This is a genomic window from Mucilaginibacter sp. P1_A3, from assembly GCF_056406855.1.
On sequence record NZ_JBFTZJ010000003.1, the window covers coordinates 440,955 to 455,352 of the forward strand.

The window sequence follows — 14,398 nt, forward strand, 5'->3', positions numbered from 1 at the left end:
TTACCTTCGTATAATAATGCAGGAATCAATTATTGGCGGCGAATTTAAAACCGCATACGATCAATTTTATCAAAAACACGATGAGGCCTGGCGCATGCTTGGCGCAAAGTATAAGGCACAACACATCATTGATGTATGCAAAGGCTTAACTTTTGCCAATGTGCTGGAAGTTGGCGCAGGCGACGGCAGTATTTTGAAGATCTTATCTGACAATAACTTCGCGCCCGAATACCAGGCGGCAGAAATTTCGGGTAGTGGGGTGGAGTACATCTTGTCGCGTGGGATAAAAAATCTGAAAGCGGCACAGGTATTTGATGGTTATAAATTGCCTTTTGCCGATGATAGCTTTGATTTGATCATCCTTTCGCATGTATTAGAGCATGTGGAGCATGAACGTATGCTGCTGCGCGAGATAAAACGGGTTGCTAAGCGTTGTGTAATTGAGGTGCCGCGCGATTATAAAACCGGCGTTGATACCCGTATTAAACACTTTTTGGCTTATGGGCACATTAATGTATACACGCCAACCTCCTTACGTTACCTGTTGAGTACAGAGGGTTTTGAGGTTGAAAATGATCTTACATCTATGATTGAGCCAGAGGTAACCAGGTTTAATATGTATGTTAATCAAAAGAAACCTAAGAGCCTTTTGAAAAACCTGCGGATAGCGGCTGAGTTTACCGTGAAACAAACATTAAGTAAATTGATGGGAAAAAAGGTTAGCGAACAATTTGCAAACGCTTATACCGTTTTGTGTAAAAAAGCCAGTCAGCAACCAGAATTATTTTGATTTTTTTGATCGATGCAAAAACTTGCCCCAATAGCCTTGTTTGTGTACAACCGGCCCGATCATACGCGCCGGACGCTTATACATTTACAAAAAAATGTATTGGCCGATGAATCGCGTTTGTACATTTTTTGCGATGCTCCCAAAACAGAGGCCGACCGCGCCAATGTTGATGAAGTGAGGCAGGTAGCTAAGGAAACAACAGGGTTTAAATCGGTAAAAGTTATTTTGCGCGATCATAATTTGGGTTTAGCAGAATCGATCATTAGCGGCGTTACTCAATTGGTATACGAGTATGGTAAAGTGATTGTATTTGAGGATGACCTGTTATCATCGCCCTATACTTTGCAATATTTTAATGAAGCGTTAACGCTGTATGCTAACCAACCCAAAGTGATGCATATAGGTGCTTACATGTATAATCTAAAAGAAAAAGATCTGCCCGAGTCATTTTTTTACCGGGCTGCAAGCAGCTGGGGGTGGGCAACATGGGCACATTCCTGGGATAGTTTTGAACCTGACATTGATAAGCTGATAGCGCAGTTTGATACTTTAAAGATCCTTCGTTTTTCAATTGAGGGCAAGATGAATTTCTGGAAACAGATACAGGAGTTTAAGGCTGGCAAAAATAATTCATGGGCCATACGCTGGTATGCTTCCATATTTTTAAAAGGCGGCCTTACGCTAAATCCATCCCGCTCCCTCGTTAATAACATAGGGCATGATGGCACAGGAGTACATAGCAATAAAGAAAACATGTACGATGTGCATATCTCCCAGCAACCCGTTAAAAAATTCCCTGATGTAATTGAGGAGAATGAAAAGGCTTATCATGCTATAAAACATTTCCTGGCTCACCGTAAGGGCAGTTTATTGCAACGGGCGGTGCGTTTTGTACGGCAAAAGGTAGGGTAACTTGTCTCATCGGGGTTTAAATGATTAATGTATTTTTGAGGCATGTTTAAAGTAGTGCATTTAAATACCTATGATGGTAATGGTGGCGCGGGCCGCGGTTGTATGCGTCTAAATCGTGCATTACTTGGGCAGGGTGTCGATTCAAAGATGGTGGTCCATTACAAGTTTGGGAACAACCCCCATATCGGCACTTTTAATTCCAATAAAATTCAAAAATCATATACCGCGTTTAAGATCATATTTGAGCGGATACTGGCCAAGCGCTTTTTAAAACCGGTGAAAACGCCTTTTTCATTTGCCTGGTTCGGTCGTTCGGTTATTCATCATCCCGATGTTAAAAATGCCGATATAATCCATCTGCACTGGATCAATCACGGTTTTCTTGACCCCAGGCATATTGCCGAAATTGCCAGACTAAACAAGCCGGTTGTATGGACCTTTCATGATAGCAATGCTTTTACCGGTGGCTGCCATGTACGTTATACCTGCGATCATTACCTGCGCCAATGCGGCAATTGTCCCTTGCTGATCAATGCGGCTGACGATGATATCTCGAACCAAATCTGGAAACAGAAACATAAAGCTTACGAGGTTTTGGATTTTGCCATAGCTGCACCCAGTTCTTGGATGCAAAATTCTGTGAAGGCCAGTAGTTTAATGAAAGGGAAGGCGGTTCACCAGATCCCCAATACACTGGAGACAGATATTTTTAAACCTATTGATAAGAAACTGGCAAAAGAGCAGGCCGGATTACCAGCTGATAAATTTATTTTCCTGAGTGGCTTTATGCCATCGCGAAAAGACCTGCACAAGGGTACCCAGTACCTGTTGGAAAGTATGGAACTATTGAAACAACGTTTGGGTAACGATGCGGATAATATAGAGCTGGTTGTTTTTGGTAATCGCGGAACAGAAGGTGTTCCTGATTTTCCTTTCAAGACCAGTTTTTTAGGGACCATAAACAATGATGAAAAACTGGCGCAATACTACGCTGCCGCCGATGCTTTCCTGATTCCTTCATTGGAAGATAACCTTCCTTATACGGTAATGGAAAGTCTTGCCTGCGGAACACCCGTTATTGCCTTTACTACGGGCGGTATCCCCGATATGGTGCAGCATGGATATAACGGCTACCTGGCCACTTATCGTTCGGCAGAGAGCTTTACTGATGGCATGGAGTGGATTATTCAGCATCCACAAAGGCCACAGCTACAGCAGCAGGCCCGGCAAACCATAATGGATACCTTTTCGGAAGAGGTGATAGCAAAAAAGCATATTGCACTTTATGAAAGTTTGCTAAAAGGAGGTACTGATGTTTAACCCCAGGCTAAGCGTTATTACCGTAGTGTATAACAATGTGCAGGATATTGAACGTACGATGCTTTCTGTATTGGGGCAAACGTATAATAATATAGAATACATTATTGTAGATGGTTTATCAACCGATGGTACTTTAGCAGTGATTAACAAGTATGCAGGTAGCATAAGTAAGTTCATCAGCGAAAAGGATAAAGGCATTTATGATGCCATGAATAAAGGCCTGGCCATGGCTACCGGCGATTATGTGATCTTCATGAACTCCGGCGATGAGTTTTATGATGTCGAAACTGTTGCCGCGGTGTTTGCTGCTGGCAATGATGCCGATATTTATTATGGCGAAACTGAAATGATAGCCGGTGATGGCCAAAGTTTGGGTCAGCGGAGGCACAAAGCTCCAACTCAATTTACCTGGAAAGGCTTTAAATATGGCATGAGCATCAGCCACCAGGCTATTTATATCCGGAGGACGCTAACAGAACCGTATGATAATAAATATCAACTAAGCGCGGATATTGATTGGATAATCCGGGCGGCTAAAAAAGCCAGTAAAATTGTAATTGTAAATCGCTACGTTGCCAAATACCTGGTAGGAGGGATGTCAAAAAAGAAGCACCGGCAAAGTCTGCAGGAACGTTTTAATATTATGAAACAGAACTATGGATTGCTCCCCACCATTCTGAACCATTTTGTGATCGCTTTTAATTTGGGATGGTATTGGTTGAAAAATAAAAGGACGAATGATTGAGGCTATCAACCATTAAGAATAATTCTTTCATCGCTTACTTCTAAATAAAAAGTCTCGTTCAACGACAACGTTAAAATACGTGGGATATATTTTTCAAAAAGTAGAATTAAGTTATTATTTGAAATATTACCTAAAGTTATCCTGATTACTTTTTTAGGCGTTTTATTTACAAAATGCGAGTTTTTAAAATCCTGATCTTTGGTAATTACAACAAGATTATTTAGGTCGGCATATTTACAAATGTCTGCATCTGTAGTATTCCATTTTTGCAGTATTTGATTTACATGAATTGCAGAGCAATGTTCTTGACTATTCAGAAATTTTGATAGGCTGATGGGTAAATGGACATCAATAAGAAAATTCATTTAGCTAACTTCTTCTAACGATTTACCCGATAGGGTGATTTTGGCATATGATAACGATGCGACAATATCCTCTTTTTCTAATTCGGGGTGATCATTAATGATATCATCAAAAGACATTCCTGAGGCAATCAGATCAATTATCACTTCAACAGGCCACCTCATGTGGCGTATACACGCCTTGCCGTGGCATATATCTGCATCAACCGTAATCCTTTCTAACAATGCGCTCATAACGTAAATTTACAAAATATTTGCTATTTATATAAATGCAAAAAGCGATGAACTATCCGCCCATCGCTTTTCTTAGTATCATTGAAATTTCACTACACCTTCTTCGTCGCCGGCTTGGCAACTGGTTTCTTTTTGGTTTCGGTATAAACCGCACCACCTAAGGCCAGTACTAAAAGGATAGATCCTGCTAACGAGATGTTTTCGCCTGCGTAGTATGATGTAGGGTGGAAATCGAAATTTATTTTGTGGTTACCAATAGGTATTACAGCAGCACGTAAAAGATAATCTGCACGGAAATAAGGTTCTTCTTTACCATCAATAGTCATCGTCCATCCCTTATCGTAATAAATTTCCGAGAATACAGCTACCTGGGTTACAGGGCTGCTGCTTTCATATTTAAGGTGTTCCGGTGTGTAGCTTGTTAATTTAATGGTTGCAGTGGGTTCTGCTCCTGGAGATTTACCATCAATCATGCTTTTATACTGCTTGTCAACAATAGCTTCTTCTTTTGGTGAAAAGCTGCTGATAGCCTGCATTTCCTCATCCGCGTTCTCTGCAAATTTCACACTTTTAACAAACCAAACATTTCCGCATGCGGTAGGATTAGCCTGCATAGTAGCATTTCCTGTTTTTGGATCGGCGTTAATAATGTACTTGGTATTCAGCATATCCAACACATCATGATTTACACTTTTGCTGAATTGGCTTTCTATAAGCTCATCAAATCTTCTTAGTCTGGCAGAATGAAAACCACCCACTGTTTTATAAAAATAAGATGAGTGTGAATCATGAAATGGATCTCCGGAGGTCATATCAAATACCCTGAAATTCGGATCAGGATCTTTCATGATAAACTGATCAACCTCGCGCGGTGCACTGTAAAGCTGTTCCAGGTCGGATTTTGCTACAAAATTGGCATCCTTAAGGTAGCGTTTATCAACACCCCACATATCAAACAAAACAATTGCAGCCAAAACCAATGCGGCTATGTTTGCTTTAATCTTTTGTTTAATGAGCAACCATACCAGTCCGGCAGTTAACAATACAAATATTAACGACCTGATAGCATCGGCGCGTTCAAGGCTTACCCTATCTTCAATTAAGCCATTGGCTACGGTATTGGCTAACGCTGTATTACCTTTAAATATTTGGGTAAGGTTGTTAACGAAACCTAAATGATCGTCAGATTTAAAGTTTAAAACTACTTCGGGTACAGCAATCATAATTAACAGCAAACCGCCGGTTATGTAGAAGGCTATCTTGGCCCGTTTAAAAATCAAAGCCTTATCCGTATTGGTAATAACTTCGTTAATAGCCAGTAAGGCAAGTATCGGGAAGCAAAACGCTGCTATAACCAAAGTTGATTCAACCGCCCTGAACTTGTTGTACATGGGTACGTAGTTGAAAAAGAAATCGGAAAGGAAAGGCAGATTTTTACCAAATGATAAGAGCATACTTAATAAAACAGCGCTTAACAACCACCATTTTAAACGGTTCTTTACAATCAGTAATCCTAAAACAAACAGAAAACATATAGCGGCACCAAAATACCATGGGCCAAATGTACCTGGTTTATTACCATAATACAGTGATTGTGATATAAAACCCTGCGCTTGACCAGGGTCAACGCCATTATCAACAAGTGTTTTTACGGCCTTTGAATCTTCACCAACAACAGTGCTTGAACCACCGCCGTAGGCGTTCGGAATTAAAAAGGTAAAGCATTCGCCCACGCTCTGGCTCCAAGTATAAGCATAGTCCCTATCAAGACCATGACTAGGGCCGGCAGTGCCTTTTGAGGTTAAATTAGCTTTACCCCTGATGGTGTACTGGCTATACTCGTAGGTGGTCCACAGGGTACCTGCATTTACGGCAATGGCCAATAATGTACCCGCGGCTAAAGCGCCTATAGCTTTTAAAAACGGTTTGGTTTGTTTTGCTTTTATGGCATGATAAAGCTCAATGCCTAAATATATGGCAATAGTCAGCAACAAATAATAAGTCATTTGCACGTGGTTACTCCTGATTTCCATAGCAAGGAAAAAAGCAGTAAGTGATGCCCCTAACAAATATTTGCCGCGCAGGGTTAAAATAATTCCCGCCAGTATTGGTGCAAAAAAGGCGATGGCATAAGCCTGGTTGGAGTGGCCCGCCGTTATATAAATAAAATTGTACGATGAAAATGCAAAAGCTATTGCGCCCGCTGCTGCTAACCATGGCGAAAGCCTTAACACGCTGAATAGTAAATAAGCGCCTAACAGGTAAAGCAATACGGTATCAACAGGGTTAGGGAAAACAGCTTTCAAAATATCAACCACATGTGATGTGATGTTTGATGGAAATGAAGCCCAGATCTGGTAAGCCGGCATGCCGCCAAACATCTGATTTGTCCACAATGGGGCGTGGCCGGTTGCGGCCCTAACATCATTGATCTCTTTTTGCATGGACTGGGCCTGTACCACATCATTTTGTGATAAAACTTTACCCTGCGTTAAAGGACTGAGGAAATAAGCAAAGGAAATTGCTATTAAAATTGCTACAATAATGAGGTGAACACTATTACGCTTGAACCAGTTATTCATCTAAGTTTTTTGAAATGGATAATATATTCCTCAAAAATAGAAATTTGAACGGGATTAGGAATTATTAGTTGTAAAGGAATTACTTAACAGTTTTGGGACCTGCCACGCATCAGGAAAAAGAAGGCAATAAGGATAACAATACTTAAAACGTAGGCTATAATCTGGGGCTTTTTATAGTCTTCGCGGTATTTACGAACGTTAAAAAAATTGTAAATAAGCAGTACGCCTACAATTACCCAAAAAAAGTTATTGATCTTATTACATGCCGCAAATAGCTGAATGGCTAATGAAAAAACAATAAAATTTGCAATGATAAGCGTTATCGACTCTGGCGTATTATTGTGGTTTGGGCGTCGTTTGTATACTTCGTCTGGCAGCATGCTGGTTTATTTTACTTCTTCATAATCAACAAACTCGCCTTCAGAGTCGGGTAATTTGCTTTTTTTGCCTTCGGGGATATAGTCAACCTTTATAGCGCCTTCATGCTTCCGGGGTTCGCGGTAGTGCTGTTGTTGTTGCGCCTGTTGCTGGGCCTTGTTTATTACACTCTGGAATAATGCAGGTATTAAGTACCGCATTAAACTGCGAATAATGTATAAAACACAAATTGATATGATCAGGAAACGAATTAATAGCATCTTGATTTAACTTTAAGCTTACAAATATAAGCATATAACGCTAAAATTGTTTGAATATGATTTTTGTAGTAATTTGAAAATTAGGTAGTTTGAAAATTTGAAGATGCTGTGACTGTCATTTTCAAATTTTCAAACCAATAAATTTTCAAATTAAAATTTCTCTTCCATCATTTTTTCCAGTGCAAACATTTCGTCGCGCAGCTTGGCGGCCAATAAAAAGTCCATGTTTTTGGCAGCGGCAAGCATTTCTTTTTTAGTGTTGTCGATTGATTTTTTCAGGTCGGGTTTGGTCATGTACTGTACAATTGGGTCAGCAGCCAGGGATGCCATATCGGCCTCTACATAAGCTTTTTGCACACCGCCTTTAAAATCGACAACCGATGTTTGCTCCATGATCTCCTCGCGGCTTTTACCTACGGTAGTTGGTGTAATGCCATGCGCTGTATTATAGGCTATCTGTATTTCGCGCCTGCGGTTGGTTTCATCCATGGTTATCTGCATGGAATCGGTTATTTTATCGGCATACATAATTACACGGCCGCGGTCATTACGCGCTGCCCGTCCAATGGTTTGGATCAATGAGCGCTCAGATCGAAGGAAGCCTTCTTTATCAGCATCGAGGATAGCCACCAATGATACTTCAGGTAAATCAAGCCCTTCACGGAGTAGGTTGATGCCTATGAGTACATCAAATTCGCCAAGGCGTAACCCCCTTAAAATTTCTACACGTTGCAGCGTTTTAACTTCCGAGTGGATATAGCGGCATTTAATGCCCAGCCTGTCCATGTATTTGGCCAACTCTTCGGCCATGCGTTTGGTAAGGGTGGTAACCAGTATACGGTCGCCCATTTTTATAACCTTGTCCACCTCATCCAGCAGATCATCTACCTGGTTTATTACCGGGCGGATCTCTATGATCGGATCAAGCAAGCCAGTTGGGCGTATCACCTGTTGCACCACTACACCTTCAGATTTTTCCAACTCAAAATCGCCTGGCGTTGCGCTTACATATACCGTTTGCGGGGCAAGTTGTTCAAACTCCTGGAAATTAAGCGGGCGGTTATCCAAGGCGGCCGGCAAGCGGAAACCATAATCAACCAATGACATCTTGCGCGATCTATCGCCGCCATACATCGCCCTGATCTGTGGAACAGTAACGTGGCTCTCATCAATTACCATCAGGTAATCATCAGGGAAATAATCCAGTAAACAGAAGGGGCGTGCGCCGGGCAGCCTGCCATCAAAAAAGCGCGAATAGTTTTCGATACCAGAGCAGTAGCCCAGCTCTCGAATCATCTCCAGGTCGTAATTAACCCTTTCTTCCAGGCGTTTGGCTTCCAGGAAACGGCCATCGCCGATAAACTGTTTTTTGCGGGTTTCCAGTTCTTCCTGTATGGCCCAGATGGATTGTACAAAACGCTCGCGCGGGGCAACATATAAGTTGGCGGGGTAAACCACCATATGTGTCATTTTTTCGATGGTTTTGCCGGTGCTCACATCAAAAGTGGTCAACTCTTCAATATCATCTCCAAAAAAAGAGATGCGATACGCATGATCCATATAAGCCGGGAAAATATCAACAGTATCACCCTTAACTCTAAAAGTACCCCGTTTAAAATCGGCAGTGGTGCGGGCATATAGTATTTCAACCAGGCGGTGTAAAAAAGCATTCCGGCTGATGCGGGTGCCTACAGCAAATTTAAAAACTGACTGTGCAAAATCTTCCGGGTTACCCATACCATAAATACAGGATATGGATGATACTACGATAACATCCCGCCTGCCCGACATGAGGGCAGAGGTAGTGCGCAAACGCAGTTTCTCTATCTCCTCGTTTATCTGTAGGTCCTTTTCTATATAAGTATTGGTAGTAGGGATAAACGCCTCGGGCTGGTAATAATCATAGTACGATACAAAATAGTTCACCGCGTTTTCTGGAAAAAACTGCTTGAACTCGCCGTAAAGCTGCGCCGCAAGGGTTTTGTTATGACTAAGTATTAAAGTAGGCTTTTGTGTTTGCGCAATAACATTGGCCATGGTAAACGTTTTGCCAGATCCGGTAACACCCAAAAGTGTTTGGAATGGATCGCCGTTGTTTACACCTTCAACCAGTTGCCTTATGGCTTCGGGCTGATCGCCGGTGGGGAAGTATTGTGAGGTTAAATTAAAATCCATGTGTTGTGTAAAAATACAAATAATACTACAATAGGGTTTGCAAATCAAAATAAGTGCATGATAATGACAACCGTATGTCAACAGTGTTTTATCGGCGTAATTTTTTATATATTTATGAGCAATTGTTGCTCATAAATCAAATCTACAATTATGATTTTCGTCCTCAATAAAACCAATACTATTGCCAACCAATTCCTGGTTGAACTGCGTGATGCCGTTACACAGCTGGATAGAGCACGTTTTAGGCGGAACCAGGAAAAGCTGGGCGAGATTTTGGCTTATGAATTAAGTAAAACGCTGAAATATGAGTTGAAAGAAGTGCACACGCCTTTAGGTACCACAAATGTAAATGTGCCTGCAGATCAGCCTGTTTTGGGAACCATTTTGCGTGCCGGCCTGCCCTTTCACCAGGGCTTTATGAATTATTTTGATCAATCGTCATCGGCATTTGTTACGGCTTACCGTAAGGTGAAAAGGAACAGTGCTTTCATTATCCAGGTTGATCACATCTCCACTCCAAACCTGGACGACCAGGTGTTTATTTTATGCGATACCATGCTGGCCACCGGGCAAAGCGTTGTGGCCGTTTGCAAGGAACTGATGGCGCAGTATGAAATAAAGGAGCTGCACATTGCCGCCGTAATTGCCAGTACTGAGGGCGTGGCGCATGTTAGGGCTAATTTGCCAAAAGCAAAACTTTGGCTTTGCGCCATTGATGATGAAATGACCAGCAAAGCATATATTGTACCAGGCTTAGGTGATGCGGGCGACCTTGCTTTTGGGGAAAAAGTATAGGCATTGCGGAATTAGAACGTTCAGTTTGGGATTTTGAGATTTAGATGTTTAATTTTGGATTTTCGGATTGGATAAGAAAACCGAAATAAAAAAACGGCGAAACCCCTCTTTAATATCGCCGGAAAACAATTAAATGTTAAAAATGAAATACCGACACATTTTCTTTGATCTCGACCATACCATCTGGGATTTTGATAAAAATGCCGAGGAAGCTTTGCACGAGCTTTATCATATTCATCAACTGGAAAGTATCGGCCTTACATCACCTGATCTATTCATTGAAACCTATACCCGCAACAATCATCGGCTCTGGGCGCAGTATCATGTTGGTGAGATCAGCAAAGACGAACTGCGCGATGCCCGTTTTAAAGCAACCTTTACCGACCTGGGCCTGCACCCCGACCTGATGCCAGCTGATTTTGAAGATGCCTATGTAAAGCTTTGTCCTACAAAAACAAACCTGTTTCCGCATGCGCATGAAACATTGCAGTATTTACAATCCAAATATACCCTGCATTTGATTTCGAACGGGTTTAAAGATTCTACCCGGGTAAAAATTGCCGGTACCAACCTGGCGGGTTATTTTCAAAACGTTATTATATCCGAAGATGTGGGCGTTAACAAGCCCGATAAAGCTATATTTCAGCATGCGATAGACCTGGCTGGCGCCACTATTGAAGAAAGTGTAATGATAGGCGATAGCCTGGAAGCTGATATTTACGGTGCGTTAAATTTTGGCATGGATGCCATTTATTTTAATCCTTTTAATGCACCCAAGCCTGATAAGGTGTCTGTGCAGATTACTCATTTAAAAGAATTAACTTTAATGTTATGAGTGTTGCCAAAGAACGCCGCGCCATTGACGCTGCGCTTGATAATTACCGTAAACAGCTCGATGCTATTCCTGATGAGCAGTTTGCCGAAACGCCCGCTGACGGCCACTGGTCATACGCCGAGGTTTACAGCCATATATTACAGGCAACTTTAGGGTCATCTATCGCGCTGGAGCGGTGCGCGCATGGCAGTTGCCCGCCAACTAAGGAGGGGCTTACCTGGCAGGGACGCCTTTTATTATTGCTGGGGATTTTTCCGCCGGTAAAGCTTAAAGTACCCGATGCGGTAGCCGGTAAAATGGCTGCAGTAAAGATCAGTAAGGAAGAGGCCAGGAACATGATCATCAAATGCCGTAAACGGATGGCAGATGCCGCGCCACTCATTGAAGCATCATCTGCGGCCAGCCGTTATAAGCACCCTCGCATGGGAATGCTTAACGCCCGGCAGTGGTTCAGGTTCATCAGAATACACCTGGAACACCATTTAAAGCAACTGGAGAGGGTGAAAATAAAATTATCAAAGTGATGAAACCTTTTACATTTAACAGAGTCTTAACAGTATGATAATGTTGATTTTCTGATATTTGTAAAAATCATTTATGATGAATTTTGAGTACACTTATTTAGTTGTTATAGCTCTGTTGCTGTTGGTAGGTATTTTCTATTTCAGCCCCTATGAATTAAATGTTAATGAAGACGACGACGACGAGTAATCGTTTGTTCAGTATTTCTATCCAAATAAATAACCGGCAAAATATGCCGGCTGAGAATTTAACCCCCTTATTTTAATGGCAAAACGTGAAGTAGATATCGTAGTAATATCCGACGTGCACCTTGGTACTTATGGCTGCCACGCAAAAGAATTGCTTAAATATTTAAAAAGCATTAAGCCCAAAATGTTGATCCTTAACGGCGATATAATTGATATATGGCAGTTTAGTAAATCATATTGGCCCGAGGCGCATATGAAAGTGGTGCGTCGCATCCTCAAGTTTGTTACCGATGGTATTCCGGTATATTACCTAACCGGCAATCACGATGAAATGCTGCGTAAATTTGCCGATTTTGATTTGGGGTCTTTTAAGCTACTTAATAAAGTAGTCTTAAATATTGATGGTAAAAAAGCCTGGATATTTCATGGCGATATATTTGATGTTACTATGCAGCACTCCAAATGGCTGGCTAAATTGGGCGCTGTAGGGTATGATACTTTAATATTGATCAACAGTTTTACCAACTGGCTGCTAACCGCTATCGGAAGGCAAAAAATGAGCTTTTCGCAAAAAATAAAGGCTCGCTTTAAAGAGGCTGTGAAATTTATAAATCAGTTTGAGCAAACCGCGGCGGATTTGGCCGTTGATAAAAACTACCAGTACGTAATATGCGGGCATATTCACCATGCCGAGATCAGGGAGATAGAGGATACCGAACAAACCGGTAAAGTACTTTACCTCAACTCCGGCGATTGGGTAGAGAGCCTTACCGCGTTAGAGTACCAGGATGGCAACTGGACGATATTTAAATATAATGCAGACGACTTTAACACCGATGCCGACGAGGATGACAAAACCGACGCCGAAGACCTGGATGCCAAAATGGATGTTAAAAACCTGCTTGACAGGTTTAGGCAGGAAACGGAATGAGTGCATTTTTACCCAGCTATCTTCTAACTCCGTCATTACTTCATGCCTGCCTATGATTCTTTTTACAAAAAAAAATTTTGTCATCCTGAACGAAGTGATGGATCTATTATTCGCCATGCTTCTTCGCTCTGTAAATCTGCGAATAGATCCTTCGTGTCTCAGGATGACAAACCTTTTAAAACGTCAATTCTCTTTGCAGAGTCCGGGGATTTTATACATCGCAATGACGATTAGATAGGATCAATGGTCAAAGTCAAACCTCTTTTTGCGTTTTAGCGCGAAAATATAGTTGAACTATTTTTTTCATTCCCCAAAACATTTCCTTTTACTAAATTGCCCCTAATTATATCTACATGAAAATATTGTTTGCGATACAGGGAACCGGCAACGGGCATATAAGCCGGGCCCGCGAAATTGTGCCTTTGTTGCAGCAATATGGTGAGGTTGATTTACTGGTGAGCGGCACCGAGGCCGAAGTATCATTGGCTCAACCCCTCAAGTACAAATTTCATGGCGTTAGCTTTGTGTTTGGTACCAATGGCGGTGTTGATAACTGGGCAACCTGGAAAATTATGAACCTGCGCCAGTTTATACGTGATCTGTATAGTCTGCCCTTAAAACAATACGACCTCATCATTAATGATTTTGAACCGGTGAGCGCCTGGGCCTGTAAAATTCATCGCGTACCGTCCGTTTCATTAAGTCATCAATGCTCGTTTGTATCGCCAAATACGCCGCGCCCTCAAAAAAAAGATCCTTTTGCTCAGTGGCTGCTAAAAAATTATTCGCCCACTACCTATCACGTGGGTTTCCATTTTGAGCGCTATGATAATTTTATAAACACCCCCGTTATCCGTAGCGAAATTCGGCAGATGGAAACCAGCAACCTGGGCCATTATAGTGTTTATTTGCCTGCCTATGATGATAAAACATTACTGAAATACCTAAGTAAAGTAAGCGATGTTAAATGGCAGATATTTTCAAAACGACAAAAAACGTATTTTCAATCCGGCAATGTCGAGATCTTCCCGGTAAATAATGAGGCATTTAATAAAAGCCTGGCCAGTTGCGAAGGCCTGCTTACTGGCGGCGGATTTGAAGGCCCCGCCGAAGCGCTCTTCCTGAAAAAGAAAGTGATGATGATACCCATGAAGGGGCAGTATGAGCAGCAATGCAATGCTCTCGCCGCTTCAAAAATGGGAGTGCCTGTGGTTGCCGAGATCAATGAAAAGTTTGTTGGCTATTTAAATGCCTGGATCCATGATGATAAGAAGATTATAGTTGATTTTCCGGATGAAACAGCGCAAATAGTTGATAATTTGGTAAAGCAATATGCAAGGCCGCAAAGTATTATGGTGTAGAGGACGAT

15 protein-coding genes are annotated in these 14,398 nt (G+C 41.8%); 9 read left to right on the plus strand and 6 right to left on the minus strand.

Translation table 11 applies throughout. From position 1 onward, the window contains the following. The first annotated feature begins 16 nt into the window (after positions 1 to 16). The 4 genes from AC1D0K_RS08495 to AC1D0K_RS08510 are packed head-to-tail and all read left to right on the plus strand — an operon-like array spanning position 17 to position 3,767. Complete coding sequence (locus AC1D0K_RS08495) at positions 17 to 790, plus strand: class I SAM-dependent methyltransferase (protein WP_477391727.1); 774 nt, start codon at positions 17 to 19, stop codon at positions 788 to 790. 12 nt (positions 791 to 802) lie between these two features. Beyond that, the gene (locus AC1D0K_RS08500; RefSeq protein WP_477391726.1) at positions 803 to 1,702 is read left to right on the plus strand and encodes a sugar transferase; all 900 of its coding nucleotides are present in this window, start codon (positions 803 to 805) and stop codon (positions 1,700 to 1,702) included. A 42-nt stretch (positions 1,703 to 1,744) separates the two neighbouring features. Further along, complete coding sequence (locus AC1D0K_RS08505; RefSeq protein WP_477391725.1) at positions 1,745 to 3,022, plus strand: glycosyltransferase family 4 protein; 1,278 nt, start codon at positions 1,745 to 1,747, stop codon at positions 3,020 to 3,022. Beyond that, positions 3,015 to 3,767 (plus strand): glycosyltransferase family 2 protein, encoded by a 753-nt coding sequence (locus AC1D0K_RS08510; protein ID WP_477391724.1) that lies wholly within the window; start codon positions 3,015 to 3,017, stop codon positions 3,765 to 3,767. The genes AC1D0K_RS08505 and AC1D0K_RS08510 overlap by 8 nt, the downstream gene beginning before the upstream one ends. 5 nt (positions 3,768 to 3,772) lie before the next feature. On the opposite strand, the gene AC1D0K_RS08515 is transcribed toward AC1D0K_RS08510, so the two are convergent. From AC1D0K_RS08515 to uvrB, 6 genes are all read right to left on the minus strand, one after another. Beyond that, a complete protein-coding gene (locus AC1D0K_RS08515; protein WP_477391723.1) occupies positions 3,773 to 4,132 on the minus strand; it encodes a DUF5615 family PIN-like protein in 360 nt (119 codons plus the stop codon). Further along, positions 4,133 to 4,363 carry a DUF433 domain-containing protein gene (locus AC1D0K_RS08520; RefSeq protein WP_477391722.1) on the minus strand — a complete coding sequence of 77 codons (231 nt, stop codon included), beginning with the start codon at positions 4,361 to 4,363 and terminating at the stop codon, positions 4,133 to 4,135. It abuts the gene before it with no gap. A gap of 92 nt (positions 4,364 to 4,455) precedes the next feature. After that, positions 4,456 to 6,945 (minus strand): YfhO family protein, encoded by a 2,490-nt coding sequence (locus tag AC1D0K_RS08525; protein ID WP_477391721.1) that lies wholly within the window; start codon positions 6,943 to 6,945, stop codon positions 4,456 to 4,458. An 83-nt stretch (positions 6,946 to 7,028) separates the two neighbouring features. Next, complete coding sequence (locus AC1D0K_RS08530; RefSeq protein WP_477391720.1) at positions 7,029 to 7,325, minus strand: hypothetical protein; 297 nt, start codon at positions 7,323 to 7,325, stop codon at positions 7,029 to 7,031. A gap of 6 nt (positions 7,326 to 7,331) precedes the next feature. After that, positions 7,332 to 7,583 (minus strand): DUF4834 family protein, encoded by a 252-nt coding sequence (locus tag AC1D0K_RS08535; RefSeq protein ID WP_295721271.1) that lies wholly within the window; start codon positions 7,581 to 7,583, stop codon positions 7,332 to 7,334. A gap of 150 nt (positions 7,584 to 7,733) precedes the next feature. Continuing rightward, positions 7,734 to 9,758, minus strand: a complete 2,025-nt coding sequence (gene uvrB / locus AC1D0K_RS08540; RefSeq protein ID WP_477441623.1) for an excinuclease ABC subunit UvrB — start codon at positions 9,756 to 9,758, stop codon at positions 7,734 to 7,736. A gap of 150 nt (positions 9,759 to 9,908) precedes the next feature. On the opposite strand from uvrB, the gene upp reads away from it, so the two are divergent. The 5 genes from upp to AC1D0K_RS08565 all read left to right on the plus strand — a co-directional run bounded on the left by upp (position 9,909) and on the right by AC1D0K_RS08565 (position 14,390). Continuing rightward, a complete protein-coding gene (upp, locus tag AC1D0K_RS08545) occupies positions 9,909 to 10,553 on the plus strand; it encodes a uracil phosphoribosyltransferase (RefSeq protein WP_477391718.1) in 645 nt (214 codons plus the stop codon). Between the two features lie 142 nt (positions 10,554 to 10,695). After that, entirely contained in the window at positions 10,696 to 11,388 is a 693-nt protein-coding gene (locus AC1D0K_RS08550; RefSeq protein WP_477391717.1) for a YjjG family noncanonical pyrimidine nucleotidase, read from the plus strand. Continuing rightward, positions 11,385 to 11,912, plus strand: coding sequence for a DinB family protein (locus AC1D0K_RS08555; RefSeq protein ID WP_477391716.1), 528 nt, complete (start codon positions 11,385 to 11,387; stop codon positions 11,910 to 11,912). Before AC1D0K_RS08550 ends, AC1D0K_RS08555 begins: the two co-directional genes overlap by 4 nt. Before the next feature lie 262 nt (positions 11,913 to 12,174). Further along, positions 12,175 to 13,029, plus strand: coding sequence for a UDP-2,3-diacylglucosamine diphosphatase (locus AC1D0K_RS08560; RefSeq protein ID WP_477391715.1), 855 nt, complete (start codon positions 12,175 to 12,177; stop codon positions 13,027 to 13,029). 353 nt (positions 13,030 to 13,382) lie between these two features. Then, on the plus strand, positions 13,383 to 14,390 hold the full coding sequence (locus AC1D0K_RS08565) for a glycosyltransferase family protein (protein ID WP_477391714.1): 1,008 nt from the start codon (positions 13,383 to 13,385) through the stop codon (positions 14,388 to 14,390). Positions 14,391 to 14,398 lie beyond the last annotated feature (8 nt).

Coding starts and splice junctions, on each gene's coding strand:
- AC1D0K_RS08495 (WP_477391727.1), top strand. CDS start 17: ATGCAGGAATCAATTATTGGCGGCGAATTTAAAACCGCATACGATCAA.
- AC1D0K_RS08500 (WP_477391726.1), top strand. CDS start 803: ATGCAAAAACTTGCCCCAATAGCCTTGTTTGTGTACAACCGGCCCGAT.
- AC1D0K_RS08505 (WP_477391725.1), top strand. CDS start 1,745: ATGTTTAAAGTAGTGCATTTAAATACCTATGATGGTAATGGTGGCGCG.
- AC1D0K_RS08510 (WP_477391724.1), top strand. CDS start 3,015: ATGTTTAACCCCAGGCTAAGCGTTATTACCGTAGTGTATAACAATGTG.
- AC1D0K_RS08515 (WP_477391723.1), bottom strand. CDS start 4,132: ATGAATTTTCTTATTGATGTCCATTTACCCATCAGCCTATCAAAATTT.
- AC1D0K_RS08520 (WP_477391722.1), bottom strand. CDS start 4,363: ATGAGCGCATTGTTAGAAAGGATTACGGTTGATGCAGATATATGCCAC.
- AC1D0K_RS08525 (WP_477391721.1), bottom strand. CDS start 6,945: ATGAATAACTGGTTCAAGCGTAATAGTGTTCACCTCATTATTGTAGCA.
- AC1D0K_RS08530 (WP_477391720.1), bottom strand. CDS start 7,325: ATGCTGCCAGACGAAGTATACAAACGACGCCCAAACCACAATAATACG.
- AC1D0K_RS08535 (WP_295721271.1), bottom strand. CDS start 7,583: ATGCTATTAATTCGTTTCCTGATCATATCAATTTGTGTTTTATACATT.
- uvrB (WP_477441623.1), bottom strand. CDS start 9,758: ATGGATTTTAATTTAACCTCACAATACTTCCCCACCGGCGATCAGCCC.
- upp (WP_477391718.1), top strand. CDS start 9,909: ATGATTTTCGTCCTCAATAAAACCAATACTATTGCCAACCAATTCCTG.
- AC1D0K_RS08550 (WP_477391717.1), top strand. CDS start 10,696: ATGAAATACCGACACATTTTCTTTGATCTCGACCATACCATCTGGGAT.
- AC1D0K_RS08555 (WP_477391716.1), top strand. CDS start 11,385: ATGAGTGTTGCCAAAGAACGCCGCGCCATTGACGCTGCGCTTGATAAT.
- AC1D0K_RS08560 (WP_477391715.1), top strand. CDS start 12,175: ATGGCAAAACGTGAAGTAGATATCGTAGTAATATCCGACGTGCACCTT.
- AC1D0K_RS08565 (WP_477391714.1), top strand. CDS start 13,383: ATGAAAATATTGTTTGCGATACAGGGAACCGGCAACGGGCATATAAGC.